The organism is Actinomadura sp. 6N118 (assembly GCF_044326415.1).
Classification (GTDB): Bacteria; Actinomycetota; Actinomycetes; order Streptosporangiales; family Streptosporangiaceae; genus Spirillospora.
The window spans coordinates 129,455-155,452 of sequence record NZ_JBIRAZ010000002.1; the positions used below are offsets into that span (position 1 = coordinate 129,455).

The window sequence follows — 25,998 nt, forward strand, 5'->3', positions numbered from 1 at the left end:
TGAGGTTTCGGGTGGGTCGGTAGGCTGTGGAAAGGCTTGAGGGCGCTGGGATGATCTTGTCGGCCCGGGCCCGCGACGGACCGGCTCGGCCCTGCATGGGACAGGATTCTGATGAGCATCGAGGTGTTGAACGAGTCGGGCGTCGAGGTCGACGAGAAGAGTCTCGTCGATCTGGCCCGGCATGCGCTGGACGGCATGCGGGTTCACCCGCTCGCCGAGCTGTCGCTGCTGCTGGTGGACGAGGCGGCGATGAGCGAGCTCCACGAGAAGTGGATGGGGGAGCCCGGTCCGACCGACGTTCTGGCGTTCCCCATGGACGAGCTGCGTCCGGGTCCGATGTCGGGCGGCACCGATGACGACGAGACCGATCCCGGACTGCTCGGTGACGTGGTGCTCTGCCCGGCGGTGGCCGAGCGGCAGGGCGCCCAGGCCGGGCACGGCACGCAGGACGAGCTTGAGCTCCTGTGCACGCATGGGATCCTGCATCTGCTCGGGTACGACCACGCCGAGCCCGACGAGCACAAGGAGATGTTCGGCCTGCAGGCCGAGCTGCTGAGCGCCTGGCAGGAGAAACGCAGACAGCAATGAGATCTTCTGCGTCTTCTGGAGCGAACTGCCAGGTAGGGGCTGGAGCATGATGAGCCGAGCGGAGCTCGACCGTTGAAAGGCGGTTGGGTGGGGGCTGGAGGACGGTGAACGCACAGATGGGGTGGTTGCTCACCCTGGCGGCGGGACTGGTGATCCTGGCCGGGCTCCTGGCGGGTACCGAGGCGGCGCTGGCGCGGGTGTCCCGGGTCCGGGTCGAGGAGCTGGTCCGGGAGGGCCGGCGGGGCGCGCAGCGGCTCGCCGAGGTGGTGGCCGACCCCGCGCGGTACCTCAACATGGTCCTGCTGCTCCGGATCAGCTGTGAGCTGGTCGCGACGGTGCTCGTGGCCGATCTGTGCATTTCGTGGCTGGACGAGACGTGGCGCGCCTACGTGACCGCGGCGGCAATCATGATCGTGGTGAGCTACGTGGTGGTCGGGGTCGGGCCCCGCACGCTGGGGTTGCAGCATGCCGACCGGATCGCGCTGGCCGGGGCGGCCGTCATGCATCCGGTGACGAGGATCTTCGGGCCGTTGCCCAAGCTGCTGATTTTGCTGGGGAACGCGTTGACGCCGGGGCGGGGCTTCCGCGAGGGGCCGTTCGCCACGGAGGCGGAGCTCAGGGATCTCGTCGACCTCGCCGAACAGCGCAGCCTGATCGAGCCGGACGAGCGAGAGATGATCCACTCGGTCTTCGAGCTGGGCGACACGCTCGTGCGCGAGGTCATGGTGCCGCGCACCGACATCGTGTTCATCGAACGTGGCAAGACGTTGCGGCAGGCGATGTCGCTGGCGTTGCGCAGTGGTTTCTCGCGGATTCCCGTAGTGGGCGAGAACGAGGACGACGTGGTCGGGATCGCCTACCTCAAGGACATCGTCCGGCGCAGCCATGAGCACCGCGAGGGCGAGTCGGTGGAGAAGGTCGAGTCGGTGATGCGCTCCGCCACGTATGTGCCCGACAGCAAGCCGATCGACGAGCTGCTGCGGGAGATGCAGGCCCGGCAGACGCACGTGGCGATCGTGATCGACGAGTACGGGGGCACCGCCGGCCTGGTCACCATCGAGGACATCCTCGAGGAGATCGTGGGTGAGATCGCCGACGAGTACGACGTCGAGACGCCGCCGGTGGACTGGCTGGACGAGGACAAGGACACAGCCCGGGTGACGGCCCGGCTGCCGGTGGAGGATCTGGGCGAGCTCTTCGACGTGGAGATCGACGTCGAGGAGGTCGAGACGGTCGGCGGCCTGCTGGCGCACGCACTGGGCCGGGTGCCCATCGAGGGCTCCACCGCCGAGGTGGCCGGGCTGGCGCTGACTGCCGAGAGCATCGCCGGGCGGCGCAACCGGATCGGCACGGTCCTCGTGCGCCGCCTCCAAGAGCATCGGACATCTGTGGAGTAATCACACCGCAAGTCCGACATCAGGGGTTAGATAGGCGTCTCGCTGGGAATGATCTTGCGCTGAGAGATTCGGGGGGATCTCATGTGGCGCATCGTGGGCGGAGCCCTGCTCGCCACCTTGCTGGCGGGGTGCGGGGCGGAGGCTTCGTCGTCGAAGCCCGTGGCGGTGAACATGTCGGGCGCCGTGTTATCCGGTGCCGAGATGCCCACAGGATTTCTGACCGCGGACAATCAACGGGTCTTCGAGGGCATGGAGCCCGTCGATCCCGATTGTGCGCGCCTGCTCCAGCTCGCCGACGTCCAGACTCCGCGCGACATCCGGGGTGTCGAGGACGCCCCGGAGGCGCACGCCGCGTTCTATCGCGCCAGCCCCGTCGTCAGCCTGGCTGAGCACCTCTTCCGGCTGCCGTCCGGCCGGGCCGCGCGGCATGTGGCCGAGATGCGCAGGGCGATCGTCAGGTGCCCGCGGATCGAGGTCGAGACGGCCGAGGGCGACATCCGCCTGCGCCGGGTCGACACCCGTAAGGTCAAGGCCCTCCGCAACGCGCTCGCCGTCCACTACGCCGAAGTGCGCGGACGCTTCGGCCTGAGCGTGGTCATGGCTGCAGTTGGCAACGATCTCCTTGTGGTGGACGCCGCAGGGTCGGGCATGTCGCGCCTCACCGAGCGGGTCGCGATCAAAGCCCTGGAGAAGCTCCGCGCCGTCCGCGCCGCGCCGGGCCCGCCCTGACGGAGTCAGGCGATGTCAGGCGAGGGTTGTCTTCAGGGAACCGTCCGGGGCGGCCACGAAGACGGGGACCTTGGGGCCCAGGTCGCGTACGGCGGCCACGTCGGAGTCGCGGGCGCTCGCGTCGGCCGTGACCAGCGCGGCGGCCTCCAGCTCCTCGGCTCCGCTGGAGACCGCCATGGCGATCGCCACCTGGAGGGCGGTCAGCTTCAATGCCGGCAGGTCGACGCTGGTGGCGGAGTAGGTCCGGCCGGTCTCGTCCCGGACCGCCGCGCCCTCGGCCGCGCCCGTGCGGGCACGGGCGGCCCGCGCCAGCGTGATGATCTTTTTGTCCTCGTCGTTCACGGGGACAAGCCTAGGGCGTCTCTCAAGGTCGGCGCCGGTCGCAAGTCGCTGGCAAGTGGGCGGCAAGAGCGGCGGGCGAGGCTCGTGACCTCAATGGAAGACGCTTTTGCGAGGGAACGATGTCTCGTTTGCTTTACCGCCTGGGGAGGGCCGCAGCGTTGCGGCCTTGGCGTTTCGTCCTGGTATGGGTACTGCTCGTCGGCGCGGTGGCCGGGGTCTCCGGCGTCGCGGGCGGCGCTTTGCACGACGACTACACGCTGAAGGGCACGGGGTCGCAGGAGGCCACGGATCTCTTGAGGGAACGGTTCCCGGCCGTGGCGGGGGCGGACGCCCGTGTCGTGGTGCACGCCGACTCGGGCAAGCTCGCCGAGGCCGACGTCGCGGCGGCGGCGGAACGGCTGAAGCGGCTCCCGCACGTGACCGCCGTGGAGACCGTCCCGCCCAGCAGGGACGGCGCGACGGTGCTGCTGACGGTGCGGTACGACGTGCCGGTCACCGATCTCACGCCGAAGGAGACGCTCGGGCACCTGGAGGACGCCACCGAGGGGCTGGCGTCCTCCGGGCACACGGTGGAGTTCGGCGGGCAGGTGCCGGAGAACGTGACGGCTCCCGGCGGGATCGCCGAGGCGGTCGGGATCGTGGCGGCGCTGGTGATCCTGCTGCTCGCGTTCGGCTCGGTCGTGGCGGCGGGGCTGCCGCTGGTGGTGGCGCTGACCGGGCTCGGCGTCGGGGTCTCCGGGATCACGATCCTGGCGGCGTTCACGGACGTGGCCAACACCGCGCCGACACTGGCGATCATGGTCGGGCTGGGCGTCGGGATCGACTACGCGCTGTTCATCCTGACGCGGCACCGGGAGGGCCTGGCGCAGGGGCTCGACGTGCCGGAGTCGATCGGCCGGGCCACCGCGACGGCGGGCCAGTCGGTGATCTTCGCGGGCTTCACCGTGCTGCTGGCGCTGTGCGGGCTGGTGCTGTCGCGGATCCCGGTGTTCATCACGATGGGCTTCGCCACCGGGATCGTGGTGGCGGCGACCGTGGCGAGCGCCGTGACGTTGCTGCCCGCCGTCCTGGGCCTGGCCGGTCGCCGGGTGCTGCGCAAGCGGGACCGTGCGGAAGGCGCGCAGCTGAAGATCGAGTCGCCGCGCGTACGGCGGTGGGCCGATCACGTGGCGCGCCGGCCATGGGCGTGGCTCCTGGCCGCGCTGGTGCTGATGCTGACGCTGGCGGGTCCCGCCCTGGGCATGCGCACCTGGCCCAGCGACGCCAGCAGCGAGCCGACCTCCAACACCGTGCGACGGGCGTACGACCTGATCGCCGAGTCGTACGGGCCGGGAGTGAACGCCCCGCTGCTCGTGACAGCCGACCTCAAGAAGGTCGACCAGGGCACCCTGCCCGCGCTGAGTGACAAGCTGGCGAAGACCGACGGCGTCGTGGCCGTCGCGCCGCCGCAGTTCTCGCCGGACAAGAGCGCCGCCGTGGTCGCGGTGACACCGGAGTACGGGCCGCAGGACGAGCGCGTCACCGGGCTCGTCGACCGGATCAGGGCCGGCGCGCTGCCGGACGGCGCGGAGGTCACCGGGTACACGGCGGTCTACGTCGACCTCAGCCGCGTCCTGTCCGACCGGTTGTGGCCGGTCATCGGCGTGGTCGTGGCCACCTCCTTCATCATGCTGATGATCGTCTTCAGATCGTTGCTGGCGCCGCTCAAGGCCGCCGCCATGAACCTGCTGTCGATCGGCGCCGCGTACGGAGTGCTGGTGGCGGTCTTCCAGTGGGGCTGGGGCGCGGAACTCCTCGGGCTGCCGCACAGCGTGCCGGTCTCCAGCTTCATCCTGCTGCTGATGTTCGCGGTGCTGTTCGGCGTCTCGATGGACTACGAGGTGTTCCTGCTGTCCCGCGTACGGGAGGAGTGGCTGCGCACCGGCGACGCCCGCGGCTCGGTCGCGACGGGCCTGGCGGCGACCGGCCGGGTGATCTCCAGCGCGGCGTTGATCATGGTCGCGGTGTTCCTCGGCTTCGCGCTCGACCCCGGCCTGGTCATCAAGCAGATGGGAGTGGGGCTGGCGGTCGCGGTGGCCCTGGACGCGACGGTCGTACGCCTCGTCCTCGTGCCCGCCACGATGGCCCTCTTGGGCCGCGCCAACTGGTGGCTGCCCGGGCCGCTCGACCGGATCATCCCGAAGATCGACATGCACGGCGGCGAGCCCGCCCCCACCGCCGAATCGGACCGCGAGACCGTGCAGGTCTGATCACGCAGATCTGATCGTGCAGGTCTGAGGGCCGCGCGGGTGACCCGCGCCCGTTGAACCCCGACCGCCTCTGGCCTCTGGCCAGAGGCGGTTTAGGCTGCCGTACATGGCGGGAGGCGCGATGGGGGCGGCGATCCGGGTGCTCGGCCCGTTCGTGGCATCCGTCAACGGGGCACCCGCCGATCTTGGCGGGCCGCGCCAGCGTGCGGTCCTGGCACGGCTGGCAGCCGCCCACGGGCAGATGGTCCCGGCCGACCGCCTGATCGACGAGCTGTGGCCCGGTGAGGCGCCGCCGCGCGCGGCGGCCGGCCTCCAGTCGTTCGTCTCCCACCTGCGCCGCGCCCTCGAACCCGGCCGTCCGCCGCGTACTCCCGCCGAGGTGCTGGTCACCTCGCCACCCGGGTACGCGCTGCGGCTGCCCACCGCGAATGTGGACGCCTGGCGCTTCGACACGCTGGTGGACGAGGCCGGCGAGCTCCTCGCCGCGGACGACCCGGCGACGGCGCGGCTGCGGGCCGAGGCGGCGCTGGGGGAGTGGCGCGGGCCTGCGTACGCCGAGTTCGCCGAGCTGTCCTGGGCCGTCACCGAGGCCGGGCGGCTGGACGAACGGCATCGCCTGGCCGTCGAACGCCGCGCCGAGGCGATGCTCCGTCTCGCCGCCGCCATCGAGGCGGTGCCCGACCTGGAGGCGCACGCGTCCGCCAATCCCCTGCGCGAGGAGGCCTGGCGGCTGCTGGCCCTGGCCCTCTACAGGGCCGGCCGACAAGGCGACGCCCTCGGAGCACTGCGCCGCGCCCGCAAGACCCTGGCCGACGAACTAGGGGTCGATCCCGGCCCGGCCCTGAGGCGCCTTGAGGCCGACATCCTCGCCCAAGCGCCGGAGCTCGACCCGCAACCGGCGCCAAGACCGCAAACGCCCATCCCGCCGACGCCCCTCAGGACAACACAACCCAGGACGACGCCGCCCGAGACGATGCCGTTCAAGACGGCGCCGCCCGTTCTGCGCCTTGTGCCAGAACCGGCAGGGGAAACACCGGCGGGCACGCTCTTCGTCGGCCGGGCGGACGAGCTGGAGCGGCTCGCCACGGCCGCGCAGGACTCAGCCGCAGGCAGATGCACGGTGGCCCTGGTCAGCGGCGAGGCCGGAATGGGCAAGACGTCCCTCATCGAACGGTTCGGCGACACGCTGGGCGGCGATGGCTGGACCTGCGCCTGGGGCAGCGCGCCGGAGACCGGTGGTGCCCCGGCCGCCTGGCCCTGGGCTGAGCTGCTCCGGGAGCTGGCCGCGGTCGACCCGCCGGAGGCCGAGCTCGCCCGGACTCTCGGGCCGTTGCTCGGCGACGCGGTGACGGGACTCGGAGCGGATGCCACCACGGGCCGCTTCCGGCTGCATCTGGCCGTGGCCGGCTACCTGGGCGCGCTCTCTGACAAGGCTCCGTTGCTGCTCGTCCTGGATGACCTGCACTGGGCCGACGACGAGACCCTGGCCCTTCTCACCGGACTTCCAGCGCGGCTACGCAGCAGGCCTGTACTCATGGTCGCAACCTTCCGGCAGACGGAGACCTCCGACCGGCTGGCCGCCGCCCTGGCCGCGCTGGCCCGGCAGGAGCCGCTGCGCATCGAACTCGCCGGGCTCGCTTCCGACGAAGTGGCCATGCTCGTCCGGGACGTGTGCGTCACCGAGGTCGGTGAGGCGGACGTCGCCGGGATCGCCGAACGCACCGGCGGCAACCCGTTCTTCACCCGCGAGACCGCCCGGCTGCTGGACGTCGAGGGGCCGTCGGCGGCCACCCGCGGCATCCCCGCCGGGGTGGGGGACGTGCTGCGCAGGCACATCGCCCGGCTGCCCGAGGACGCCCAGTCCATCCTGCGGAACGCGGCCGTCGTCGGCCGGGACGTCGACCTCGCGGTCCTGACCGAGATCTCGGGCGGCGACGAGGACGCGGTGATCGAGGCGGTCGAGGCCGGGCTGGCCGGCGGGCTGATCGTCGAACCGGCGGCCGGGCGGATCCGGTTCGGGCACGCCCTGATCCGCGACACCCTCTACGACGAGCTGTCGCGGATCCGCCGCACCCGCATCCACGGCCGGGTGGCGGCCGCGCAGGAACGGCGGCGTCCCGACGAGATCGCCGCGCTCGCCCACCACTTCCTCGCCGCCGGAGACGATCCCGCCAAGGCCGCCCGCTATGCCCGGCTGGCGGCCAAGGCCGCCGAAGCCAGGTTCGCCCACGGGACCGCCGCCGAACTCCTCGTCCAGGCGGCGGATCTCCTTCGAGCGCAGGGCCCGGAATCCATGCGCGACCTCCTGGAGACGGAGGTGGCAGCGATCCACGCGTCCGCGCTGGCCGGGCTGGTGGTCGCGGCACGGGAACGGCGGTGGCGCGCGATGGCCGAGGCCCGGGCGTTCGGCGACGTACGCCTCCTGGGCCGGATCATCGTGAGCTACGACGTCCCCACGTTGTGGACCAGCCACGTGTACGGAGCCGTGGATCAGGACGCCGTCGACGCCGCAGAAGCGGCTCTGGCGGGTCTCGGCGACGACGACGAGGAACTGCGCATCCGGCTCCTCACCTCGGTGGCGATCGAGCTGGAGGGCGACCCGGACCCGCGCGGCGCCGAGGCCTCGATCGAGGCGGTCCGCCGGGCCCGCCGCCTCGGCCGCCCCGATCTGCTGGTGGTCGCCCTCAACGGCCGTTTCCTCAACGCCTTCCGGACCGCGGACGACCTGGCCGAACGCCGCCGCATCTCCGCCGAGATCCTGGAGCTCGCGACGGCCCACGAGCTCGGCCTCTACCAGGTTCTGGGCCATCTGCAGCGGCAGATGGCCTCGATCGCCTCCCTCGACCTGGCCGCGGCCCGCGAACATTTGCAGGTGGGGCAACGGCTGGCGGAACAGTACGGCCTGCCGCTGCTGGGCCTGATCGCGAGCTGGTACGAGGCGGTCGAACATGTCTTCGCCGCCCGGCCCGAAGCCGCCGAACGCGCGTACGCCGGGGTGGGCGATGCCATCAGCCGGACCGGCATCTGGAGCAGCGAGCGCGGAACGGAAATGCTCGGGATCTTCTGCGTCCGGCTCACGCAAGGCCGTGCCGGCGAGCTCGTCGAGTCCGCACGATGGATCTGGCAGAAGTGGCCGCATGTCGAGGGCGTCGCCGACCTCTACGCGCTGGCCCTGATCGGGGCGGGGCGCTCCGCGGAGGCCCGCCGGATCGTGGCGGACGCCGGTCCGGTGCGGCCGGACTTCTTCTTCGACCTGGTGATGGCGATCCGTGGCCAGCGGGCCATCGCCCTGGACGAGCGAGATCTGGCCGCCGAGACCTACGAGGCACTGCTGCCGTACGAAGGTCACGTGAGCGGCGGCTCCTGCGCCGTCGCGAGCATCGGGCCGGTCGCGCACATCCTCGGTGACCTGGCGGTCTTCCTCGGCCGTCCCGGACCGGCGGCGGGCCACTACCGGCGCGCGGCCGAGGTCGCCGAACGTGTCGGCGCGCAACACTGGGCAGCGGCGGCCCGTACCGCGCTGGCGGCCCTAGGCCACTCCGCCGCCTAGCCACCACCCGGGTCTCGCTCGGTCTCCGGCGTCGTCCGATCAACAGAGCAGCCGTTTTCGCCTGCGACAATTGGCGGCGTGACGACGAACGAAGGTTTCCGGTCCGGGTTCGCCTGCTTCATCGGGCGGCCCAATGTCGGCAAGTCGACCCTCATGAACGCCCTCGTCGGCACCAAGGTGGCGATCACCAGCAACCGGCCGCAGACCACCCGCCGGGCCATCCGGGGCATCGTGCACCGCCCCGACGCCCAGCTGATCGTCGTCGACACGCCGGGCCTGCACAAGCCGCGCACCCTGCTCGGCGAACGGCTGGACAGCCTGGTGCGCTCGACCCTGACCGAGGTCGACGTGATCGGGTTCTGCGTCCCGGCGGACGAGAAGGTCGGCCCGGGCGACAAGTACATCGCCCGCGAGCTGGCCGGGATCAAGAAGACCCCGATCGTGGCGATCGTCACCAAGACCGACCTGACCCCGCCCGAGCGGGTGGCCGAGCAGCTCGTGGCGGTCGGGCAACTCGGTGATTTCGCCGACATCGTGCCGTGCTCGGCCGCGGACGGCTTCCAGGTGGACCTGGTCGGCGATCTGCTGATCCAGCACCTGCCGGAGGGCATGCCGCTCTACCCCGAAGGCGACCTGACCGACGAGCCCGAGCAGGTGCTGGTCGCCGAGCTGATCCGGGAGGCCGCGCTGGAGGGCGTCCGCGACGAGCTGCCGCACTCGATCGCCGTGGTCGTGGACGAGATGGCGCCGCGGGAGGGCCGCGACGACTTCATGGACGTCCACGCGCACCTCTATGTCGAACGGTCCAGCCAGAAGGGCATCATCATCGGCCACAAGGGCAGCCGCCTGCGCGAGGTCGGGTCCCAGGCCCGCAAGCACATCGAGGCGCTGCTCGGCACGAAGGTCTATCTCGATCTCAGGGTCAGCGTGCTCAAGGAATGGCAGCGCGACCCCAAGCACCTGCGCAGGCTGGGTTTCTACGACTGATCAGGCGGGTGGCGGGCCGGGGTCGAGATCCGGCTTCTTCGGGGACTTCGGGTCCTCGTCCTGCGTCTCGTAGGTCTCGTATGTCTCGTACGAGTCCGCGTAGGCGCGGGCATCGTATGCGGGTTCCGCGTACGACTGGTCCACGTACGACTGGTCCACGTGCGACTGGTCTGCGTGCGGCTGCAGAGCGGAATCGTTCTGTTGCGGCTCCTGGCCCTCGCTCGTTCGGCCGCCGCTCGTCCGGCCGCGTCCGATCAGGGGCCGCACCAGGCTGGAGCCCAGGACGAACAGGGCGGCCGCGACCGACACGTACCACCCGTAGGCCGGGGTGACGTCGTACGGCAGCAACGTCGACTCGCTCCCCAGGTCCTGTCTGGCGTCGTCCAGCCGCAGCAGGAAGAGCATGCACACCAGCAGAGCCAGAGCGCCCGGGACGACGGTGAGGGTCGAGATCCGGGTGTCGCGGGCGGCGATGCCCCAGAGCGCCATGCCGACGGCGGTGAGGGCGAGCACCGGGAGGGCCAGCACCATGCTGTCGGCGTCGATGCCCGCTCTCTCGCCGAGGTCGTGGGTGAGGGTCTGGCCGAAGGCGTTCACGACGACCCGCGCCCGGATCCACGGCAGGAACGCCGCGACCAGCAGGGCCGACGCGGCGCAGATCACCAGGATGTTCCACCACGTGCCGGCGGAGCCTGAGCCGGGGGGCGGGGTGGCGGGTGCGGGCGGCCCTCCGGGTGCCTCGTCCGCAGCTGGGTGAACGGGCGGCGGATACTCGTCGGCCGGTGGCAGGAATTCGGGCCGCGGGCGCGAGGCGTGGGCATCCGGGCCCTGGTCACCACTCATGGACCCAGAGTAAGGGGCGCGGCGACAGTGATCTTTAGCGTCGCGGGGACTCGGCGGGTCGGCCGCGTCACGAGCCGGGGATCGGTACTTTGGAGGAGTCCGTAATGGGAGGAGATCCCGGTGTTGCTAATTTTCGGCCTGTCGGTGTTCTTCCGTACGGTTAGTGAGGGATCGTTCCACTGCCCGCAGTGCGGCGGTGACCGGGCGTACCGGCGGCGGATCGGGCGGCGGTGGTTCACGCTGTTCTTCCTGCCGGTGATCCCGCTCAACCGGATCGGTGAGGCCGTCGAATGCCGTACCTGCCGTACCCGTTTCAGTGTGTCGGTCCTTCGTGCCCCCACCGCCCAGCAGATGGCCGCCGCGCTGCCCGCCGGCATGCGCGCCGCAGCCACTCTGGTCCTGCGGGCCGGTGACCCTTCCGACGAGGCGGCGCGCGGCCGTGTCATCGAGGTCGTCCGGGGTTACGGCGAGTCGCGCTACGGCGCGGACGACGTGGCCGCGGACCTTCAGCTCCGGGTGGAGTTCCTGGAGGAGGAGGTCGCGCAGGCGGGCGCCCAGCTCGCGGTCGAGGCCAAGGAGTGGTTCCTGTCACAGGCCGTCCGGGTCGGCCTGGCCGACGGGCCGCTCACCGATAACGAGCGCCAGACCCTGCACCGCGTCGCGCAGCTGCTCGGCATGTCCCCCGCGCACGCGCTCGGGGTCATCGTGACGACCGAGGGCGCGGCCCGGTGACCCCGCTGCCGGGGTCGTTCGCGGGGCCGCAGCACCCCGGCTCGCCGGCGGGCACCGCCCTGGTACGGCCCCCCGGCCCGCGGCTTGCCAAGGGACTTCTCACGCATCTGGAGCGGCGTCCGGTGGACGTCGCGCTGGCCGCGAGGCAGCACGCCGCGTACGTCTCGGCGCTGCGGGCGGCGGGCTGGCAGGTCCGCGCGGTGGCTCCCGACGACGACCATCCCGACGCGGTGTTCGTCGAGGACGCCGTCGTGGTGTGCGGCGATCTCGCGGTCGTGGGCCGTTCGGGCGCCCCCGAACGCCGGGGCGAGGCGGCGGCGGCCGAGCAGGCGGTCAGCGAGCTCGGCCTCCGGATCGAGCACATCAAGGGGCCCGGCACACTCGACGGCGGCGACGTGCTGCAGGCCGGTGACACCGTCTACGTGGGCCGCGGTACCCGGACGAACGAGGAGGGCATCTGCCAGCTCGCCCACCTCCTCGGCGGGCGGCGCGTGGTGCCGGTCGACATCGACGGGTGCCTGCATCTGAAGTCCGCGATGACCGCGCTGCCCGACGGCACCCTGATCGGGGTGCCCGAGATGGTGGACACCTCGGTCCTGCCGAGCGTACGGGTCGCGCCGGAGCCCGCCGGGGCGCACGTGGTCGTGCTGAGCCCTGACCACGTCCTGCTGTCGGCCGCCGCGCCTCGTACCGCCGAACGGCTCGCCGCGGACGGCCTGCGCGTGACCGCCGTCGACATCGGCGAGTTCGAGGCCCTGGAGGGCTGCGTCACCTGCCTCTCCGTTCTTGTCCGCTGACGCTGACCAGGCACTTTGAACGTCCTCGCCCGGGAATGGGCGGGGGCGTTCGTGGCGTTGATGCCCTGATTAGGGGGATTTGTTGCTGCGTCTCAAATGGCGGACGGTGTTTCCGTAACACGGATGGAATCTGTTAGCTTTGCCAGCGTGTTGCGTGAGCTGCTCCTCCTTAGCGGCCGCAGCGGGGGCCTGTAACAGGTCGACTCCCTCGCTGCGGGCCATCTCCGTGCACGGCAAACGCTGCGACGTGGACGTCGGCCGCAGGACTTGAGCAGAGGGAACTCACCACATGTATCCGCAACAGCAATCTTCCGGCATGCCCTTCGCGCGTTATCAGCCGTTCGAGGCGATCAAGCTCACGGACCGGACCTGGCCGGACAAGGTGATCACCGAGGCGCCGCGATGGTGCGCGGTGGACCTGCGGGACGGCAACCAGGCCCTGATCGACCCGATGGACGCGCACCGCAAGCTCCAGATGTTCGAGCTGCTGGTACGGATGGGCTACAAGGAGATCGAGGTCGGGTTCCCGGCGGCCAGCCAGACCGACTTCGACTTCGTGCGGCAGATCATCGAAGAGGACCGGATCCCCGGCGACGTGGTGATCCAGGTGCTGACCCAGGCGCGGCCCGAGCTGATCGAGCGGACCTTCGAGGCGGTACGGGGCGCCAAGCAGGCCATCGTCCACCTCTACAACTCCACCAGCACGCTACAGCGGCGCGTGGTGTTCGGGCAGGACAAGGACGGCATCACCGCCATCGCGGTCGAGGGCGCCAAGCTGTGCAAGAAGCTCGCCGACGACATGGGCGAGACCCAGATCTTCTTCCAGTACTCGCCGGAGTCCTTCACCGGGACCGAGCTGGAGTACGCGGTCGAGATCTGCAACGCCGTCAACGACGTGTGGCAGCCCACGCCGGAGCGGAAGACGATCGTCAACCTGCCGGCGACGGTCGAGATGGCCACGCCCAACGTCTACGCCGACCAGATCGAATGGATGAACCGCAAGCTGGCCTACCGCGACTCGGTCATCCTGTCGCTGCACCCGCACAACGACCGCGGGACGGCGGTCGCGGCGGCCGAGCTGGGCTACATGGCCGGGGCCGACCGCATCGAGGGGTGCCTGTTCGGCAACGGCGAGCGCACCGGCAACGTCTGCCTGGTGACGCTCGGGCTGAACCTCTTCACCCAGGGCGTCGACCCGCAGATCGACTTCTCGGACATCGACGAGATCCGGCGGACGGTCGAGTACTGCAACCAGCTGCCGGTCCACGAGCGTCACCCGTACGGCGGCGACCTGGTCTACACCGCGTTCTCGGGCTCGCACCAGGACGCCATCAACAAGGGCTTCGACCACCTCAAGCGCGACGCCGACGCGGCGGGCGTGCCGGTGGACGACTTCACCTGGGCCGTTCCCTACCTGCCCATCGACCCCAAGGACGTCGGCCGCTCGTACGAGGCCGTGATCCGGGTCAACAGCCAGTCCGGCAAGGGCGGCGTCACGTACATCATGAAGACCGAGCACGCGCTGGAGCTGCCGCGCCGGCTGCAGATCGAGTTCTCACGGGTGGTGCAGCAGCACACCGACGACGAGGGCGGCGAGGTCTCGGCCGAGCTCATGTGGGAGATCTTCGAGAAGGAGTTCCTGGTCAGCGGGCCCCGGGTGGGCCTGCTCGCGCACCGCACGACGTCCCGGGTGGACGAGAAGGACGCGCTCGACTGCGACATCCGGCTCGACGGCGAGATCCGCGAGATCCAGGGCGTCGGCAACGGCCCGGTCTCGGCGTTCGAGGAGGCCCTCGCCGGCGTCGGGATCGACGTCCGGGTGCTCGACTACAGCGAGCACGCCCTGAGCGCCGGCGGCGACGCCCGCGCGGCCGCCTACGTCGAGTGCGACGTGAACGGCACGACCGTCTGGGGCGTCGGCATCGACGGCAACATCGTCACCGCCTCCCTCAAGGCCATGCTGTCGGCCGTCAACCGCGTAGCGCGCTCTGCTTAAGGCTTTCGCGGCCTCGAGGTCCTCGCCTGGCGGTTCGGACCCCGAACCGCAAAAGCAGCGGCCAAGCGAAGCTTGTCCATTGAAAGGGCGGCTGGGCGGGGGGTGTAGCGGGAGGGATCGCGGCATCGCTTCGCGATCTTCGCGTGAAGCTTCGCCTGCGGCTCGCTCCAGCTCAGTTAACGCGATCGCGTGACGGCTGAAGCTGCTGAGAAAACTTCCCTCGCCTCAGCGGGCCGAGGGGATGCAAGCCCGGTCACAACGCTGTGAACCATGCGTGTGATCGTTGGTGCGGGCCCTTGCCGTGACGACCTCACGGCAAGGGCTCCGCTCATTTATGTGCGCCCAGCGGTTCAGGACGGGCGGCCCAGGACATGGTGGACCAGCTCCCGGAGCGGGCCGTTCAGCTGCGCCTCTCCGACGGTGGCGGTGTCACCGTCGATGTCGATGTCGTACAGGAACTGATCGGGGATGCGGCCGGGCGGCGGAACGGCGCCCAGGTCGACCCGGTCCACCAGCCGGCGCAGCATCGGATCGCTCGCGGTGTCGGACTCGCCGCGCTTCTCGATGCCCGCGAAACCGCCGCTGCGGATCACTTTCACCCTCACGCTGTCACCTCGGGTCGTTCGTCACGCCTGGACGCCTACCCCCGCCCACGCCTCTTTCACCGCGCGGGCCTCGGCCCCGTCGGCTCCGTACAGCCCGGTCGCGACGGCGATGGTCGCGGCGGCGAAGCCGGCGAAGTCCTCGTCCGTCTTGATCGTGCCGCCGGTGAGCGTGTCGTACCAGACGCGGCCGGTCTTCTCCCAGGCGTTGCCGCCGATCGCGACGGACGCCAGGTAGAACGCGCGGTTGGGGATCCCCGAGTTGATGTGGACGCCGCCGTTGTCGCGGTAGGTGTCGACGTAGTCGTCCATGTGCCCGGGCTGCGGGTCCTTGCCGAGCCGGGGGTCGTCGTACGCGGTCCCGGGCTCCTTCATCGACCGCAGCGCCTTGCCGTTGACGCCCTCGGCGAGCAGGCCCTCGCCGATGAGCCAGTCGGCCTGGTCGGCGGTCTGCCCGAGGTGCCACTGCTTGATCAGCGCCCCGAACACGTCGGAGACCGACTCGTTGAGGGCGCCGGACTGGCTGTAGTACTCCAGGTTGGCGGTGTACTGCGTGATGCCGTGCACCAGCTCGTGCCCGGTGACGTCGAGCGGCCCGGTGAACGCGTTGAACAGCACCCCGTCGCCGTCGCCGTAGACCATCTGATCGCCGTTCCAGAAGGCGTTGTCGTAGTCGCGGCCGTAGTGCACCGTCGAGATCATCGGTAGCCCCGCCGCGTCGATCGAGTTGCGCCGGTAGGCGGCCTCGAAGAAGTCGAAGGTGACGCCGAGCCAGTCGTACGCCTGGTCCACGATCTTGTCGCCCGTGGCGGCCGCGCCCTCGGCGCGCACCGTCTCGCCGGGCAGGACCTCTTGGTTCTGCGCGTCGGCGATGGTCCTGTTGGGGACGAAGTCCTCGGTGGGCGAGGGCGGCTCGACCGGAAGCGTGCGGCGTTCGCTGCGCATGGCCGCGCTGAGCGCGAGGGTACGTCGCGCGATGTCACGGAGGGCCGGGTCTTCGGCGTCGTGGACGACCCGCTCCAGCATGTGCGGGGGGACGATGGTGCATCTCATGGAACAACGCTGCCAGGCTGTTGTGATTCAGGCCACAACTTTCCCGACTTCATTGCGACCGGATGCGGTCACGGACGGTGATGGACAGCGATGGACGGCCCGTGTCCAGAAGTGCGGGAGAATGGGCAGGTGACGCTCTACCGTGATGAAGGCATCGTGCTGCGCACCCAGAAGCTGGGCGAGGCCGACCGCATCATCACGGTGCTGACCCGGCGCACGGGCCGCATCCGCGCCGCCGCCAAGGGCGTCCGCAAGACCAAGTCGCGGTTCGGGGCACGGCTGGAGCCGTTCACCCATGTGGATCTGCAGCTGTACGAGCGGCGTTCGCTCGACCTGATCACCCAGGCCGAGACCCTGCGCCCGTACGGCGAGCAGCTGGTCACCGACTATCCCCGGTACACGGCGGGCACGGCGATGCTGGAGACCGCGGAGAAGCTCACCGCCGAGGAACGGGAGCCCGCGCTGCGGCAGTTCCTGCTGCTGGTGGGCGCGCTGCGCACGCTGGTGGAGCGCGATCACGATCCGCGGCTCGTGCTGGACGCGTTCCTGCTGCGGTCGTTGTCGGTGGCGGGCTGGGCTCCGGCGCTCGACGAGTGCAGCCGCTGCGGCGACCGCGGGCAGCTGCGCGGCTTCGCGATCGCGGCGGGCGGGGCGGTCTGCGCCCGGTGCCGCCAGCCGGGGGCCGCGACCCCGGCACCGCCGACGTTCGGGCTGATGCTGGCCTTGCTCCGCGGCGACTGGGAGTACGCCGACGGGAGCGAGCCGCGCCACCGGGTAGAGTGCAGCGGCCTCGTGGCGGCCTACCTGCAGTGGCACCTGGAGCACGGCATCCGGTCGCTCCGGCATGTGGAGCGATCCGGCGAGGGAACGAGTTCGATCAGGGAGAGAGCTTGAAGAGGGCCGTTCAGCCGCCGTATCCGCACCCCGGCGGCGCCCGCCCGCCCGCGATCCCGGCCGACCTGGTGCCCCGGCACGTCGCCATTGTCATGGACGGCAACGGGCGCTGGGCCAAGGAACGCGGGCTGCCGCGCACCGAGGGGCACAAGATGGGGGAGGACTCCCTCTTCGACGTGATCATGGGCGCGATCGAGCTGGGCATCCCCAACCTGTCGGCCTACGCCTTCTCCACCGAGAACTGGAAGCGCTCGCCCGACGAGGTGCGTTTCCTCATGGGCTTCAACCGGGACGTGATCCGGCGCCGCCGCGACCAGCTGCACTCGATGGGCGTGCGGGTCCGCTGGGCGGGCCGGCGGCCGAAGTTGTGGCGAAGTGTCATCAAGGAGCTCGAGGACGCGGAGGAGATGACGCGCCACAACGACGTCCTCACCCTGCAGTTCTGCGTCAACTACGGCGGCCGGGCCGAGATCGCCGACGCCGCCGCGGCCATCGCCCGGGACGTCAAGGCCGGCAGGCTCAACCCCGACAAGATCACGGAGAAGGTCTTCGCGCGGTACCTCGACGAGCCGGGGATCCCCGACGTCGACCTCTTCCTGCGTTCGTCGGGGGAGCAGCGGATCTCCAACTTCCTGCTCTGGCAGTCGGCGTACGCGGAGATGGTCTTCCTCGACACGCTGTGGCCCGACTTCGACCGGCGCCATCTCTGGCACGCCTGCGAGGTCTACGCCAGCCGTGACCGTCGCTACGGCGGTGCAGCCCCGAATCCAGCCGAACCTTCAGCCGCACGCTAGCCCGATCGCCCCGCGCCTGCTGGAGCGGGCGCGGGGCGAGTGTCGTTGTCAGGCGGGCTGAACAGCCGTCAGGCGAGCGCTGCGTCGAGGGTGATCTTGGTGCCCGCAAGGGCCTTGCTGACGGGGCAGTTCTCCTTGGCGTTCTGCGCCGCCTTCTCGAAGTCGGCCGCCGAGAGGCCCGGCACGCTGGCGCGGACCGTCAGGTGGATGCCGGTGATGCCCTCGCCCGGCTGGAAGGTCACGTCGGCCTTCGTGTCGACCTTCTCCGGCGGGGTGCCCGCCCCGGCGAGGCCGTGGGAGAGCGCCATCGAGAAGCAGGTGGAGTGCGCCGCGGCGATGAGCTCCTCGGGGCTCGTCTTGCCGTTCGCCTCTTCGGCCCGCGACGGCCAGCTGACTTCGAACTCGCCGACGTTGGACGAGTCCAAGGAGACCTTGCCCTGGCCGCCCATCAGCGGCCCTTCCCAATGCGCGTTCGCGGTACGTGTCGTAGCCATGCAACGATCCTTGCTCATTACCCACCGGTAACAGCAATCCGCACGCGAGCGCGCTAACGGGTCGTGAAGCGAGCCGAAGGCGAAGCTTCACGAGAGATCGCGAAGCGATGTCGCGCTCGCCGCTTCGTAGTTCGGTGGCCGAGCCGCCAGGCGAGGCCGCCGAGGCTGCGAAGCCTATGACAGAGCGGCACAGTTCGAGCAGGTGCCGAAGACTTCGACGGTGTGGGTGATCTCGACGAAGCCGTGCTCGGCCCCGATCGCGTCGGCCCACTTCTCCACGGCCGGACCCTCGACCTCGACCGTACGGCCGCAGGCGCGGCAGACCAGATGGTGGTGGTGTTCCTCGGTGCGGCAGGCGCGGTAGACGGCCTCACCCTCGTCCGTGCGGAGCACGTCGACCTCACCGGAGTCGCTCAGCGCCTGCAGCGCCCGGTAGACGGTGGTCAGACCGATCTTGGAGCCGTCCGCGCGCAGGTCGGCGTAGATGTCCTGGGCGCTGCGGAAGTTGTCGCAGCCGGCCAGCGCCTGCCGCACCGCGTTACGACGGGCAGTCATCCCCCAAGCACCTCCGCCTCGGCTTCCACGCTGGTCCGGGCCGGTCGATCGGCGGTCGCCGGAACCGTACGGGTACGTCTCCGCCGCAGGACCGTACCTCCGATCGTCGCGACGACGAACACCGCCAGAGCCAGCAACACGATCGAGGGCCCCGGCGGGAGATCGTACTCGAACGAGCCGACCAGGCCGGACACAGCCGACAGTACACCGACGCCCATCGCCACGAGCATCGTGCTCTTGAATCCCCGTGTGAGCTGCTGGGCCGCCGCCACGGGCACGACCATCAGCGCGCTGACGAGCAGCAGCCCGATGGCGCGCATGGAAATGACCACAGTGACGGCGGCGGTCGCGGCGATCAGGATGCTGAGGAAGCGGACAGGCAGGCCCGCTGCCCGGGCCACGTCCTCGTCCTGGCAGAGCAGGAACAACTCCCGCCCGAAGAACGCCACGATGCCGAGCACTGCCACGGCCAGCCCGGCCACCACGTACAGGTCGGTCGCCGACACGCTGCTGATGGATCCGAAGAGGTACGACTGCAAGCTGCTGCCGCCGTCCTGGCCGTTCGTGAGCAGCACGCCGCCCGCAAGGCCGCCGTAGAACAGCAGCGCGAGCGCCACGTCGGCGCCGCTGCGGCTGCGCGCGCGCAGCACCTCGATGGCGACCGCGCCGAGCACGGAGACGAGGAGGGCGCCCAGGATCGGCGAGTTGCCGGTGAGCAGGCCCAGGCCGATACCGGTCAGCGCGATGTGCCCGATGCCGTCCCCGAGCAGGGAGAGCTTGCGCTGCACGATGAACGTGCCGACCGCGGGCGCGGTCAGCCCGATCAGCACCGCCATCACAAGGGCGATGCGCATGAAGTCGTACTGCAGCATTTCGGTCACGCAGGAGTTCCAGTCTGTGTTCTCAGGTGCGCAGCGAAGGATGCGCTTTCGTTCGCAATGCGGCCGTGTTCGAGCACGATGCTCCGCGTGATGAGGGGCTCCAGCGGACCCAGCTCGTGCGTTACGAGGACCACCGTACGGCCGGCGGTGGTCAGGTTGCGCAGTGTTCGCGCCAAGGCGGCCTGGCTTGCGGCGTCCACGCCCGCAGTGGGCTCGTCCATCACGAACACCTCGGGCTCGCCGGCCAGCGCGCGGGCGATGAGCACCCGCTGCTGCTGCCCGCCCGACAGCAGATGCGCGGAGTCACGGGCGCGGTCGGACAGGCCGACCGCCTCCAGCGCGCTGTCCACAGCGGCGCGGTCGGCGGCGGAGGTCGGCCGCCAGCGGGACTGCCGTGCCACCCGCCCCGACGCCACGACCTCGCGCACGGTCGCCGGCACGCCGCCGCCCATGGGGAGCCGCTGCGGCACGTACCCGATCCGCTTCCATTCCCTGAAACGGGCCGGGACCGCACCGAAGATCTCGGTGCGGCCTGCCGACAGCGGGATCAGCCCGAGCAGGGCCTTGATCAGGGTGGACTTGCCCGACCCGTTCGGCCCCATGACGGCGAGGACGTCGCCGGGCTCGACGCTCAGGTCGATGCCGCGCAGCACTTCGCGCCCTTCGAGCCGGACGTGACCGCCGGTCATCTCGAAGGGCGCGGACTGCGCGGCCGAGCCGCTGTGCGCCGTGCCTATGGTGTTGCTGCCCTTCATGTGACTCCCAGGGCGGTGCGGAGGGTCTCGAGGTTCTTCTTCATGATCGACATATAGTCGTCCGAGGAACCCTCGGCGATACCCTCGATCGGGTCAAGGACGGCCGTCTTCACTTTGGCCTCGCGGGCCAGGCTCTCGGCGACCTTCGGGCTCACGAGCGTCTCGGTGAAGATCGTGGTGGCGCCGGCTTCGCGCACCTCGTGGGTGAGCTCGGCGACGCGCTTGGGCGACGGCTCGCTGGTCGGGTCGACTCCGGCGATCGGGACCTGCTTGAGGCCGTACCGGTTGGCCAGGTAGCCGAACGCGGCGTGCGCGGTCACGATCGTCTTGCCCTTGGCACCGTTGAGGCCCTGGCTGTAGCTCTGGTCGAGCACGGCGAGCTGGCCGGCGAGCGCCTTCGCGTTCGCCTTGTAGTCGGCGGCGTGGCCGGAGTCGGCGGCCGCGAGGCGGTCGCCCAGCGTGGTGGCGATCGTGGCCATGCGGTTCGGGTCGAGCCAGACGTGCGGGTCGTACGTGAGCTCCTCGCCCTCGTGCTCCTTGCCCTCCGCCTCGTGCTCGTCCTCCGGGGCGGCGGGCAGCGTCTTGACCACGCTCACGGCGTCCAGGGACTTGTCCTTGGCGTGCTTGGCGACGGCGTCGTCCATGGCGGGCTGGACGCCCTTCACGTACACCGCGAAGTCGGCCTTCTGGACGTCGGCGACCTGCCGTGCCGTCAGCTCCAGGTCGTGCGGCTCGGCGCCCGGCTTGGTCAGCGTCTCGACGGACACGTGGCCGCCGCCGACCTTCTCGGCCAGCCAGGCCATCGGGTAGAACGACGCGACGATCTTGGTCTTGCCGGAGCCGCCGCCGGAGCCACTGGTGGTGGTTCCGTCCGAGTCGGCGCCGCCGCAGGCGGTGAGACCGAACAGCGCAGCGGCGGCCAGCGCCGGCAGCGAGAGGGCGCGGAGAGACTTCGGGGAGGTGAACACCCCACAAGTGTGTACGAAGATGAAAACGGTTGTCAAAACCGACCTAGAAGCCGCCTACCACGTGACCCACCGCGAAGGCCGCCAAAAGCCCCATGGCGACGACCCGCAAAGCCCGTCCCGAGGTGTCCAGCGCGGGCCAGTTGAGGTAGGCGAACCAGGTCAGAAACGCCAGCAGGACGAGCAATCCCGCCGCGCCGACCCAGCCGTTCCCCCACATTCCGACCACCAGCAGCGCGAAGACCGCGACGAGCAGCACCCAGCGAGGGAGTGTGTGCAAGAACACCACCGGCTTCGCACTCAACCGCTCCACGGTGGCGCGCATTCCCGGGGTTTCGCTCTCAGTGTTCACGGGCCTAAACGTAGCCGCTCTCCGCGCGGCTGGAAGGATGGCCGGATGATCGCAATCACCCGGTACCGCGTGCCGAGCCAGGAGGCCGACGGCTTCACCACGCAGATGAACTCCGTGCTCGACGCCCTCGCGGCGAGCCCGGGTTACGTGTCGGGACGGCTGGCCCGCACGGTCGACGAGCCCGATCTCTGGGCCCTCATCACCGAGTGGGACGGCGCCGGGTACTACCGGCGGGCGCTCGGCGCGTACGAGGTGCGCCTGGTCTTCATCCCGTTGGCCGCGATGGCGGTGGACGAACCCGGCGCCTACGAGGTCGTCAGTCAACGAACGGCAGACTCCGGGAAAGAACGCCTCTGAAGCCGTTTCATCTCTCTCCAGGTTGGTGATCACTGCCGCTGACGGGCAGGGCGCACGGGCAGGGCGCACAACACGGGGGAGTTGTGATGCGGCATGCGGTCGTATTCAGTGGACTGCTCGGGGCGGCGGCTGTCGCCGCCCTCGTCACCGGCCTCCAACCGGCCACCGCGCGGCCCCCGGCCGTCCCGGCCACCGCGCTGAACGGGGCCCGCCTGGCCGAATACCGCGGTGTGCGGGTCCCGGTGCCGGCCGGCTGGGAGGTGCATCGGCTCGACCTCGACCCCACCCGGTGCGTACGGCACGACCGTCCCGCGATCTACCTCGGCAGGCCCGGTCCGCAGCCTGACTGCCCGGCGCGGCTGATCGGCGGCGCGGAGACGCTGCACATCGAGCCGCTCGACGGCGCCTCCGGCGCCTCCGGGACTGCCAGGGGCTTTGGGGCCTTCGGGTTGTCTGGGGCTTCCGAGGCCGAGCAGCGGCGACGGGCGGCAGAGGTGCGGGCCGGAAAACTGGCCCGCTTCACCATCAGGGAGAACGCCGATCATCAGGTGCGGGTCGATCTGCGCGAGGCGGGGGCGTCGGTCACCGGCGTGTACGGCGGGGGCACGAGAGAGTTGCAGGCCGTCATCCGTTCGATCCGGCTGACGACGGAATGGATCGCGGAACCACCTCCCAGCACCCACGAGGGCGGCACCGCGCAGGACGAGTCCACGGTCACGATCCTCACCGAGCACGGTGAATCGTGGGCCAAGGGGAGGGGCTTCGACACCTGCACGGCGCCTTCAAGGCGGGCCATGGCTGCCTGGCGCCGCTCGTACAGCGTCGCCAACATCTACATCGGCGGCGCGTCGCGCGGATGCTCCCAGCCCAACCTCACCAGGTCGTGGATCCGCGCCGTCCGCCGTATGGGCTACCGGCTGATCCCCACGTACGTCGGGAAGCAGGCGCCCTGTAACAGGGACAGCTTCCGCGTGCATTTCAAGGCCAAGGCCGCCGCCGCGGAGGGCCGCCGGGCCGCCGCAGCCGCCGTCGCGCGGGCCAGGGCGCTCGGCATCCCGCGAGGTATGCCGATCTACTTCGACATGGAGGCGTACCGCGGCAAGGCCAGGTGCCGCCGGGCCGTGCTGAACTTCCTGGATGCCTGGTCGCGTGGCGTGGCCGACCGGGAGTACGTCTCCGGCGTCTACAGCAGCGCCGCATCGGGTGGACGCGATCTTGGCCGGGCGACCGGGATCACCAGGCCGACGGCGATCTGGTTCGCGCAGTGGGACGGAAAGCCCAACCCGTATGCCACCCCATACCTCCGCGACCACTGGTGGCACCCGCACCGCCGGATCAAGCAGTACCGGGGCAGCCACAGGGAGAGGCACGGCGGCATCGCGCTGAACATCGACAGCAACATCGTGGACGGCCGCGTCTACTGACGGTCGCCGAGACGCACACCCGTCACTTTGAGTACCCGATCGGATCCACTGGGTTGACGTTCGGGAGGTGGCGGCGGTGCCCTAGACTCAGAAACGCTCTTGGAGCGCCGGCGCACCGTCGCGGTCGAGGCGTTCGGGGGCGTCATAACACCGGGGATCACATCTCGCCTTTTCACCGCGCCGCCCGTCAGCTGATCGAGGCGGCGGCGCGCGGGGCGTACGAATAATCCCGCCGACTGCCAGCCGGATGGAGAACGCTCATGGCACGCCGTTCCGACGTGATGGATACGATCGTCAACCTCGCCAAACGGCGGGGTCTGGTCTACCCGTCGAGTGAGATCTACGGCGGTCTGCGTGCCTCCTGGGACTACGGGCCGCTGGGCGTCGAGCTCAAGAACAACGTCAAGCGCCAGTGGTGGAAGTCGATCGTGCAGGGCCGGGACGACGTCGTCGGCCTCGACTCCTGCGTCATCCTCGCCCGGGAGGTCTGGGAGGCCAGCGGTCACGTCCAGGCGTTCGTCGACCCGCTGACCGAGTGCCAGTCGTGCCACAAGCGCTTCCGCGCCGACCACCTCGAAGAGGCGTACGAGGAGAAGCACAGCAAGCCGCCGGCCAACGGCCTCGCCGACATCGCCTGCCCCAACTGCGGCGTGAAGGGCTCGTTCACCGAGCCGCGGATGTTCAACGGGCTGCTCAAGACCTACCTCGGCCCGGTCGAGGACGAGTCCGGCCTGGCCTACCTGCGGCCCGAGACGGCGCAGGGCATCTTCATCAACTACAAGAACGTCGAGCAGTCGGCCCGCCGCAAGGTCCCGTTCGGCATCGGCCAGATCGGCAAGTCGTTCCGCAACGAGATCACGCCCGGCAACTTCATCTTCCGGACGCGCGAGTTCGAGCAGATGGAGATGGAGTTCTTCGTCAAGCCCGGCACCGACGAGGAGTGGCACCAGTACTGGATCGACGAGCGCCTGCAGTGGTACGTCGACCTGGGCATCAACAAGGAGAACCTGCGGCTCTTCGAGCACCCGCAGGACAAGCTCTCGCACTACTCCAAGCGCACCGTGGACGTGGAATACCGCTTCGACTTCGTCGGCAGCGAGTGGGGTGAGCTGGAGGGCATCGCCAACCGCACCGACTTCGACCTGTCGACGCACTCCAAGGCCTCGGGCGCCGACCTGTCGTTCTTCGACCAGGAGGCCGGCGATCGCTTCGTCCCGTACGTGATCGAGCCGGCGGCCGGTGTCGACCGCTGCACGCTGACGTTCATGATGGACGCCTACGCCGAGGATGAGGCGCCCAACGCCAAGGGCAAGCTCGAGAAGCGCACGGTCATGCGGCTCGACCGCCGGCTGGCCCCGGTCAAGGTCGCGGTGCTGCCACTGTCGCGCAACGCGGACCTGTCGCCGAAGGCCCGCGACCTTGCCGCCCAGCTGCGCCGGAACTGGAACGTCGACTTCGACGACGCGGGGGCCATCGGCCGCCGCTACCGCCGCCAGGACGAGATCGGCACGCCGTTCTGCGTCACCGTCGACTTCGACACCCTCGAAGACGACGCGGTGACCGTGCGCGAGCGCGACACCATGAGCCAGGAGCGCATCGCGATCGGCCAGGTGGAGTCCTTCCTGGCCGCCCAGCTCATCGGCTGCTGACAGGCCGCAGGCCCCAGGACGGCCGCGTGATCACCTTGTGGTGGTCACGCGGCCGTTCGCTTCTGATGGTGGGGGAGCTGGCGGGAGATGGATCAGGGGTTTGTGCCGGTCACGTAGAGGGACTGGTCGTACGTGCCGGATCCGGGGGTGGTCTCACCGAGGAGCTGGTAGGTGGCGTTGACCGTCGCGGTCGACGGGCAGAAGATGTTGCCGCCCGACAGCCGGTTGACGGTGGCGTTCGCGACGCCGACCTGGGCCTGGTTGTTGGTGGCCACCGGCCGGGAGGCGTTGTCGCCGTTGAACCCGTTGGCGGTCAGGTTGCCACCGAAGTAGCAGGTGATGCCGCCGAGGAGGTCCACGACGGCCTTGATCCTGAAGTTGGAGATGAGGACGCTGGCGTCCCGGCCACCGGTGTTGGCGGAGTCCCAGGTGACGTTGCCGCCGCCCCACGGGAGGTTCTCCGGGGTGATGGTGGAGGACACACTGCCGCTGCACGGGCCGCCGTTGGTGTTGAACGTGACGCCCGAGATGCTGAGGTTCGCGCCGCTGGATTCGATCGAACCCGTCATCGTCGACTGGTTGCAGCTGCCGCTGCCGATGGAGGTGGTCACGGTGGCCTCGCCGAGGAGCGAGGCGCGCACGTTGCCGGAGTAGGCGTCGGCGGTGGCCGAGCCCTTACGGATGGTCGTGGTGACGGCGGATGCTGGCGGGGCGGCGACGGCGACGACGGCGAGTGCCGCGATGCCGACCGTGACGGTCTGTCTGATGCGTGCCACCGGAAACTCCCTTGTCCGGTTCGGGGGTGGGCATCGTGAAAGTAATTCGTCTTTTACTTCCTCTGCAATGCTTTGTGGAGACCTTGGTATGGCCGGATTGAGACACCTTCGCGTTTTCCGAGGTGGCGGTCCCAGGCCTCCTCTGGCCGAAACGGATCAAGGTGGCCGGGCGGTCCGGTAGCGTGGCGTGGATTCGACGGCCGTATCCCGGCGGCCGTTGCCCACCGGCGGGGATGG

Annotated in this window: 25 protein-coding genes; 14 read left to right on the forward strand and 11 right to left on the reverse strand. The window is 70.1% G+C overall.

Going from position 1 to position 25,998, the window contains the following annotated elements:
• The first annotated feature begins 111 nt into the window (after positions 1 to 111).
• From ybeY to ACH34W_RS04515, 3 genes are all read left to right on the forward strand, one after another.
• Entirely contained in the window at positions 112 to 588 is a 477-nt protein-coding gene (gene ybeY / locus ACH34W_RS04505; protein WP_395959409.1) for an rRNA maturation RNase YbeY, read from the forward strand.
• 116 nt (positions 589 to 704) lie between these two features.
• A complete protein-coding gene (locus ACH34W_RS04510; RefSeq protein WP_395960041.1) occupies positions 705 to 1,985 on the forward strand; it encodes a hemolysin family protein in 1,281 nt (426 codons plus the stop codon).
• A gap of 81 nt (positions 1,986 to 2,066) precedes the next feature.
• Positions 2,067 to 2,714, forward strand: a complete 648-nt coding sequence (locus ACH34W_RS04515; RefSeq protein ID WP_395959410.1) for a hypothetical protein — start codon at positions 2,067 to 2,069, stop codon at positions 2,712 to 2,714.
• Between the two features lie 15 nt (positions 2,715 to 2,729).
• Here the strand turns inward: ACH34W_RS04515 and ACH34W_RS04520 are convergent, their stop codons facing one another.
• Complete coding sequence (locus ACH34W_RS04520) at positions 2,730 to 3,056, reverse strand: cytidine deaminase (RefSeq protein ID WP_395959411.1); 327 nt, start codon at positions 3,054 to 3,056, stop codon at positions 2,730 to 2,732.
• 119 nt (positions 3,057 to 3,175) lie between these two features.
• Here ACH34W_RS04520 and ACH34W_RS04525 point away from each other — a divergent pair, with 119 nt between their 5' ends.
• The 3 genes from ACH34W_RS04525 (at position 3,176) to era (ending at position 9,842) form a co-directional block, all read left to right on the forward strand.
• Positions 3,176 to 5,305: an MMPL family transporter gene (locus tag ACH34W_RS04525; protein ID WP_395959412.1), complete on the forward strand. Its 2,130-nt coding sequence runs from the start codon at positions 3,176 to 3,178 to the stop codon at positions 5,303 to 5,305.
• Positions 5,306 to 5,411: 106 nt separating this feature from the next.
• Positions 5,412 to 8,855 (forward strand): BTAD domain-containing putative transcriptional regulator, encoded by a 3,444-nt coding sequence (locus tag ACH34W_RS04530; protein ID WP_395959413.1) that lies wholly within the window; start codon positions 5,412 to 5,414, stop codon positions 8,853 to 8,855.
• A gap of 78 nt (positions 8,856 to 8,933) precedes the next feature.
• Positions 8,934 to 9,842, forward strand: a complete 909-nt coding sequence (gene era, locus ACH34W_RS04535; RefSeq protein ID WP_395959414.1) for a GTPase Era — start codon at positions 8,934 to 8,936, stop codon at positions 9,840 to 9,842.
• Here era and ACH34W_RS04540 read toward each other — a convergent pair whose 3' ends face one another.
• Entirely contained in the window at positions 9,843 to 10,685 is an 843-nt protein-coding gene (locus ACH34W_RS04540) for a hypothetical protein (protein ID WP_395959415.1), read from the reverse strand.
• Positions 10,686 to 10,805: 120 nt separating this feature from the next.
• On the opposite strand from ACH34W_RS04540, the gene ACH34W_RS04545 reads away from it, so the two are divergent.
• From ACH34W_RS04545 to leuA, 3 genes are all read left to right on the forward strand, one after another.
• Positions 10,806 to 11,417, forward strand: a complete 612-nt coding sequence (locus ACH34W_RS04545) for a TerB family tellurite resistance protein (protein WP_395959416.1) — start codon at positions 10,806 to 10,808, stop codon at positions 11,415 to 11,417.
• Positions 11,414 to 12,214, forward strand: a complete 801-nt coding sequence (gene ddaH, locus ACH34W_RS04550; protein WP_395959417.1) for a dimethylargininase — start codon at positions 11,414 to 11,416, stop codon at positions 12,212 to 12,214. The genes ACH34W_RS04545 and ddaH overlap by 4 nt, the downstream gene beginning before the upstream one ends.
• A gap of 289 nt (positions 12,215 to 12,503) precedes the next feature.
• Positions 12,504 to 14,210 carry a 2-isopropylmalate synthase gene (leuA, locus tag ACH34W_RS04555; RefSeq protein ID WP_395959418.1) on the forward strand — a complete coding sequence of 569 codons (1,707 nt, stop codon included), beginning with the start codon at positions 12,504 to 12,506 and terminating at the stop codon, positions 14,208 to 14,210.
• A 350-nt stretch (positions 14,211 to 14,560) separates the two neighbouring features.
• On the opposite strand, the gene ACH34W_RS04560 is transcribed toward leuA, so the two are convergent.
• Both ACH34W_RS04560 and ACH34W_RS04565 read right to left on the reverse strand, forming a co-directional pair.
• The gene (locus ACH34W_RS04560; protein WP_395959419.1) at positions 14,561 to 14,815 is read right to left on the reverse strand and encodes a protealysin inhibitor emfourin; all 255 of its coding nucleotides are present in this window, start codon (positions 14,813 to 14,815) and stop codon (positions 14,561 to 14,563) included.
• A gap of 21 nt (positions 14,816 to 14,836) precedes the next feature.
• Positions 14,837 to 15,865 carry a M4 family metallopeptidase gene (locus tag ACH34W_RS04565; RefSeq protein WP_395959420.1) on the reverse strand — a complete coding sequence of 343 codons (1,029 nt, stop codon included), beginning with the start codon at positions 15,863 to 15,865 and terminating at the stop codon, positions 14,837 to 14,839.
• 129 nt (positions 15,866 to 15,994) lie between these two features.
• Between ACH34W_RS04565 and recO the strand changes: the two genes are divergently transcribed.
• Positions 15,995 to 16,759, forward strand: coding sequence for a DNA repair protein RecO (gene recO, locus ACH34W_RS04570; RefSeq protein ID WP_395959421.1), 765 nt, complete (start codon positions 15,995 to 15,997; stop codon positions 16,757 to 16,759).
• Complete coding sequence (locus tag ACH34W_RS04575; RefSeq protein WP_395959422.1) at positions 16,756 to 17,553, forward strand: isoprenyl transferase; 798 nt, start codon at positions 16,756 to 16,758, stop codon at positions 17,551 to 17,553. Before recO ends, ACH34W_RS04575 begins: the two co-directional genes overlap by 4 nt.
• Before the next feature lie 68 nt (positions 17,554 to 17,621).
• Here the strand turns inward: ACH34W_RS04575 and ACH34W_RS04580 are convergent, their stop codons facing one another.
• The 6 genes from ACH34W_RS04580 to ACH34W_RS04605 all read right to left on the reverse strand — a co-directional run bounded on the left by ACH34W_RS04580 (position 17,622) and on the right by ACH34W_RS04605 (position 21,555).
• A complete protein-coding gene (locus ACH34W_RS04580) occupies positions 17,622 to 18,047 on the reverse strand; it encodes an OsmC family protein (RefSeq protein ID WP_395959423.1) in 426 nt (141 codons plus the stop codon).
• Between the two features lie 174 nt (positions 18,048 to 18,221).
• Positions 18,222 to 18,602 carry a Fur family transcriptional regulator gene (locus ACH34W_RS04585; protein ID WP_395959424.1) on the reverse strand — a complete coding sequence of 127 codons (381 nt, stop codon included), beginning with the start codon at positions 18,600 to 18,602 and terminating at the stop codon, positions 18,222 to 18,224.
• Positions 18,599 to 19,483: a metal ABC transporter permease gene (locus tag ACH34W_RS04590; RefSeq protein ID WP_395959425.1), complete on the reverse strand. Its 885-nt coding sequence runs from the start codon at positions 19,481 to 19,483 to the stop codon at positions 18,599 to 18,601. The genes ACH34W_RS04585 and ACH34W_RS04590 overlap by 4 nt, the downstream gene beginning before the upstream one ends.
• Positions 19,480 to 20,238, reverse strand: a complete 759-nt coding sequence (locus tag ACH34W_RS04595) for a metal ABC transporter ATP-binding protein (protein ID WP_395959426.1) — start codon at positions 20,236 to 20,238, stop codon at positions 19,480 to 19,482. Before ACH34W_RS04595 ends, ACH34W_RS04590 begins: the two co-directional genes overlap by 4 nt.
• Entirely contained in the window at positions 20,235 to 21,206 is a 972-nt protein-coding gene (locus ACH34W_RS04600) for a metal ABC transporter substrate-binding protein (protein ID WP_395959427.1), read from the reverse strand. Before ACH34W_RS04600 ends, ACH34W_RS04595 begins: the two co-directional genes overlap by 4 nt.
• Before the next feature lie 43 nt (positions 21,207 to 21,249).
• The gene (locus tag ACH34W_RS04605; protein WP_395959428.1) at positions 21,250 to 21,555 is read right to left on the reverse strand and encodes a DUF6703 family protein; all 306 of its coding nucleotides are present in this window, start codon (positions 21,553 to 21,555) and stop codon (positions 21,250 to 21,252) included.
• A gap of 45 nt (positions 21,556 to 21,600) precedes the next feature.
• Here ACH34W_RS04605 and ACH34W_RS04610 point away from each other — a divergent pair, with 45 nt between their 5' ends.
• The 3 genes from ACH34W_RS04610 (at position 21,601) to ACH34W_RS04620 (ending at position 24,985) form a co-directional block, all read left to right on the forward strand.
• Positions 21,601 to 21,912, forward strand: coding sequence for an antibiotic biosynthesis monooxygenase family protein (locus tag ACH34W_RS04610; RefSeq protein ID WP_395959429.1), 312 nt, complete (start codon positions 21,601 to 21,603; stop codon positions 21,910 to 21,912).
• 86 nt (positions 21,913 to 21,998) lie between these two features.
• Positions 21,999 to 23,336 carry a DUF1906 domain-containing protein gene (locus ACH34W_RS04615; RefSeq protein WP_395959430.1) on the forward strand — a complete coding sequence of 446 codons (1,338 nt, stop codon included), beginning with the start codon at positions 21,999 to 22,001 and terminating at the stop codon, positions 23,334 to 23,336.
• A gap of 260 nt (positions 23,337 to 23,596) precedes the next feature.
• The gene (locus ACH34W_RS04620) at positions 23,597 to 24,985 is read left to right on the forward strand and encodes a glycine--tRNA ligase (protein WP_395959431.1); all 1,389 of its coding nucleotides are present in this window, start codon (positions 23,597 to 23,599) and stop codon (positions 24,983 to 24,985) included.
• A gap of 92 nt (positions 24,986 to 25,077) precedes the next feature.
• Here the strand turns inward: ACH34W_RS04620 and ACH34W_RS04625 are convergent, their stop codons facing one another.
• Complete coding sequence (locus ACH34W_RS04625) at positions 25,078 to 25,761, reverse strand: hypothetical protein (protein ID WP_395959432.1); 684 nt, start codon at positions 25,759 to 25,761, stop codon at positions 25,078 to 25,080.
• Positions 25,762 to 25,998: the final 237 nt, after the last annotated feature.

Excerpts from the sequence above, each read along its gene's own strand:
- ybeY (WP_395959409.1), top strand. The coding sequence starts at position 112 with ATGAGCATCGAGGTGTTGAACGAGTCGGGCGTCGAGGTCGACGAGAAG.
- ACH34W_RS04510 (WP_395960041.1), top strand. The coding sequence starts at position 705 with ATGGGGTGGTTGCTCACCCTGGCGGCGGGACTGGTGATCCTGGCCGGG.
- ACH34W_RS04515 (WP_395959410.1), top strand. The coding sequence starts at position 2,067 with ATGTGGCGCATCGTGGGCGGAGCCCTGCTCGCCACCTTGCTGGCGGGG.
- ACH34W_RS04525 (WP_395959412.1), top strand. The coding sequence starts at position 3,176 with ATGTCTCGTTTGCTTTACCGCCTGGGGAGGGCCGCAGCGTTGCGGCCT.
- ACH34W_RS04530 (WP_395959413.1), top strand. The coding sequence starts at position 5,412 with ATGGCGGGAGGCGCGATGGGGGCGGCGATCCGGGTGCTCGGCCCGTTC.
- ACH34W_RS04540 (WP_395959415.1), bottom strand. The coding sequence starts at position 10,685 with ATGAGTGGTGACCAGGGCCCGGATGCCCACGCCTCGCGCCCGCGGCCC.
- leuA (WP_395959418.1), top strand. The coding sequence starts at position 12,504 with ATGTATCCGCAACAGCAATCTTCCGGCATGCCCTTCGCGCGTTATCAG.
- ACH34W_RS04565 (WP_395959420.1), bottom strand. The coding sequence starts at position 15,865 with ATGAGATGCACCATCGTCCCCCCGCACATGCTGGAGCGGGTCGTCCAC.
- ACH34W_RS04580 (WP_395959423.1), bottom strand. The coding sequence starts at position 18,047 with ATGGCTACGACACGTACCGCGAACGCGCATTGGGAAGGGCCGCTGATG.
- ACH34W_RS04585 (WP_395959424.1), bottom strand. The coding sequence starts at position 18,602 with ATGACTGCCCGTCGTAACGCGGTGCGGCAGGCGCTGGCCGGCTGCGAC.
- ACH34W_RS04595 (WP_395959426.1), bottom strand. The coding sequence starts at position 20,238 with ATGAAGGGCAGCAACACCATAGGCACGGCGCACAGCGGCTCGGCCGCG.
- ACH34W_RS04610 (WP_395959429.1), top strand. The coding sequence starts at position 21,601 with ATGATCGCAATCACCCGGTACCGCGTGCCGAGCCAGGAGGCCGACGGC.
- ACH34W_RS04615 (WP_395959430.1), top strand. The coding sequence starts at position 21,999 with ATGCGGCATGCGGTCGTATTCAGTGGACTGCTCGGGGCGGCGGCTGTC.
- ACH34W_RS04620 (WP_395959431.1), top strand. The coding sequence starts at position 23,597 with ATGGCACGCCGTTCCGACGTGATGGATACGATCGTCAACCTCGCCAAA.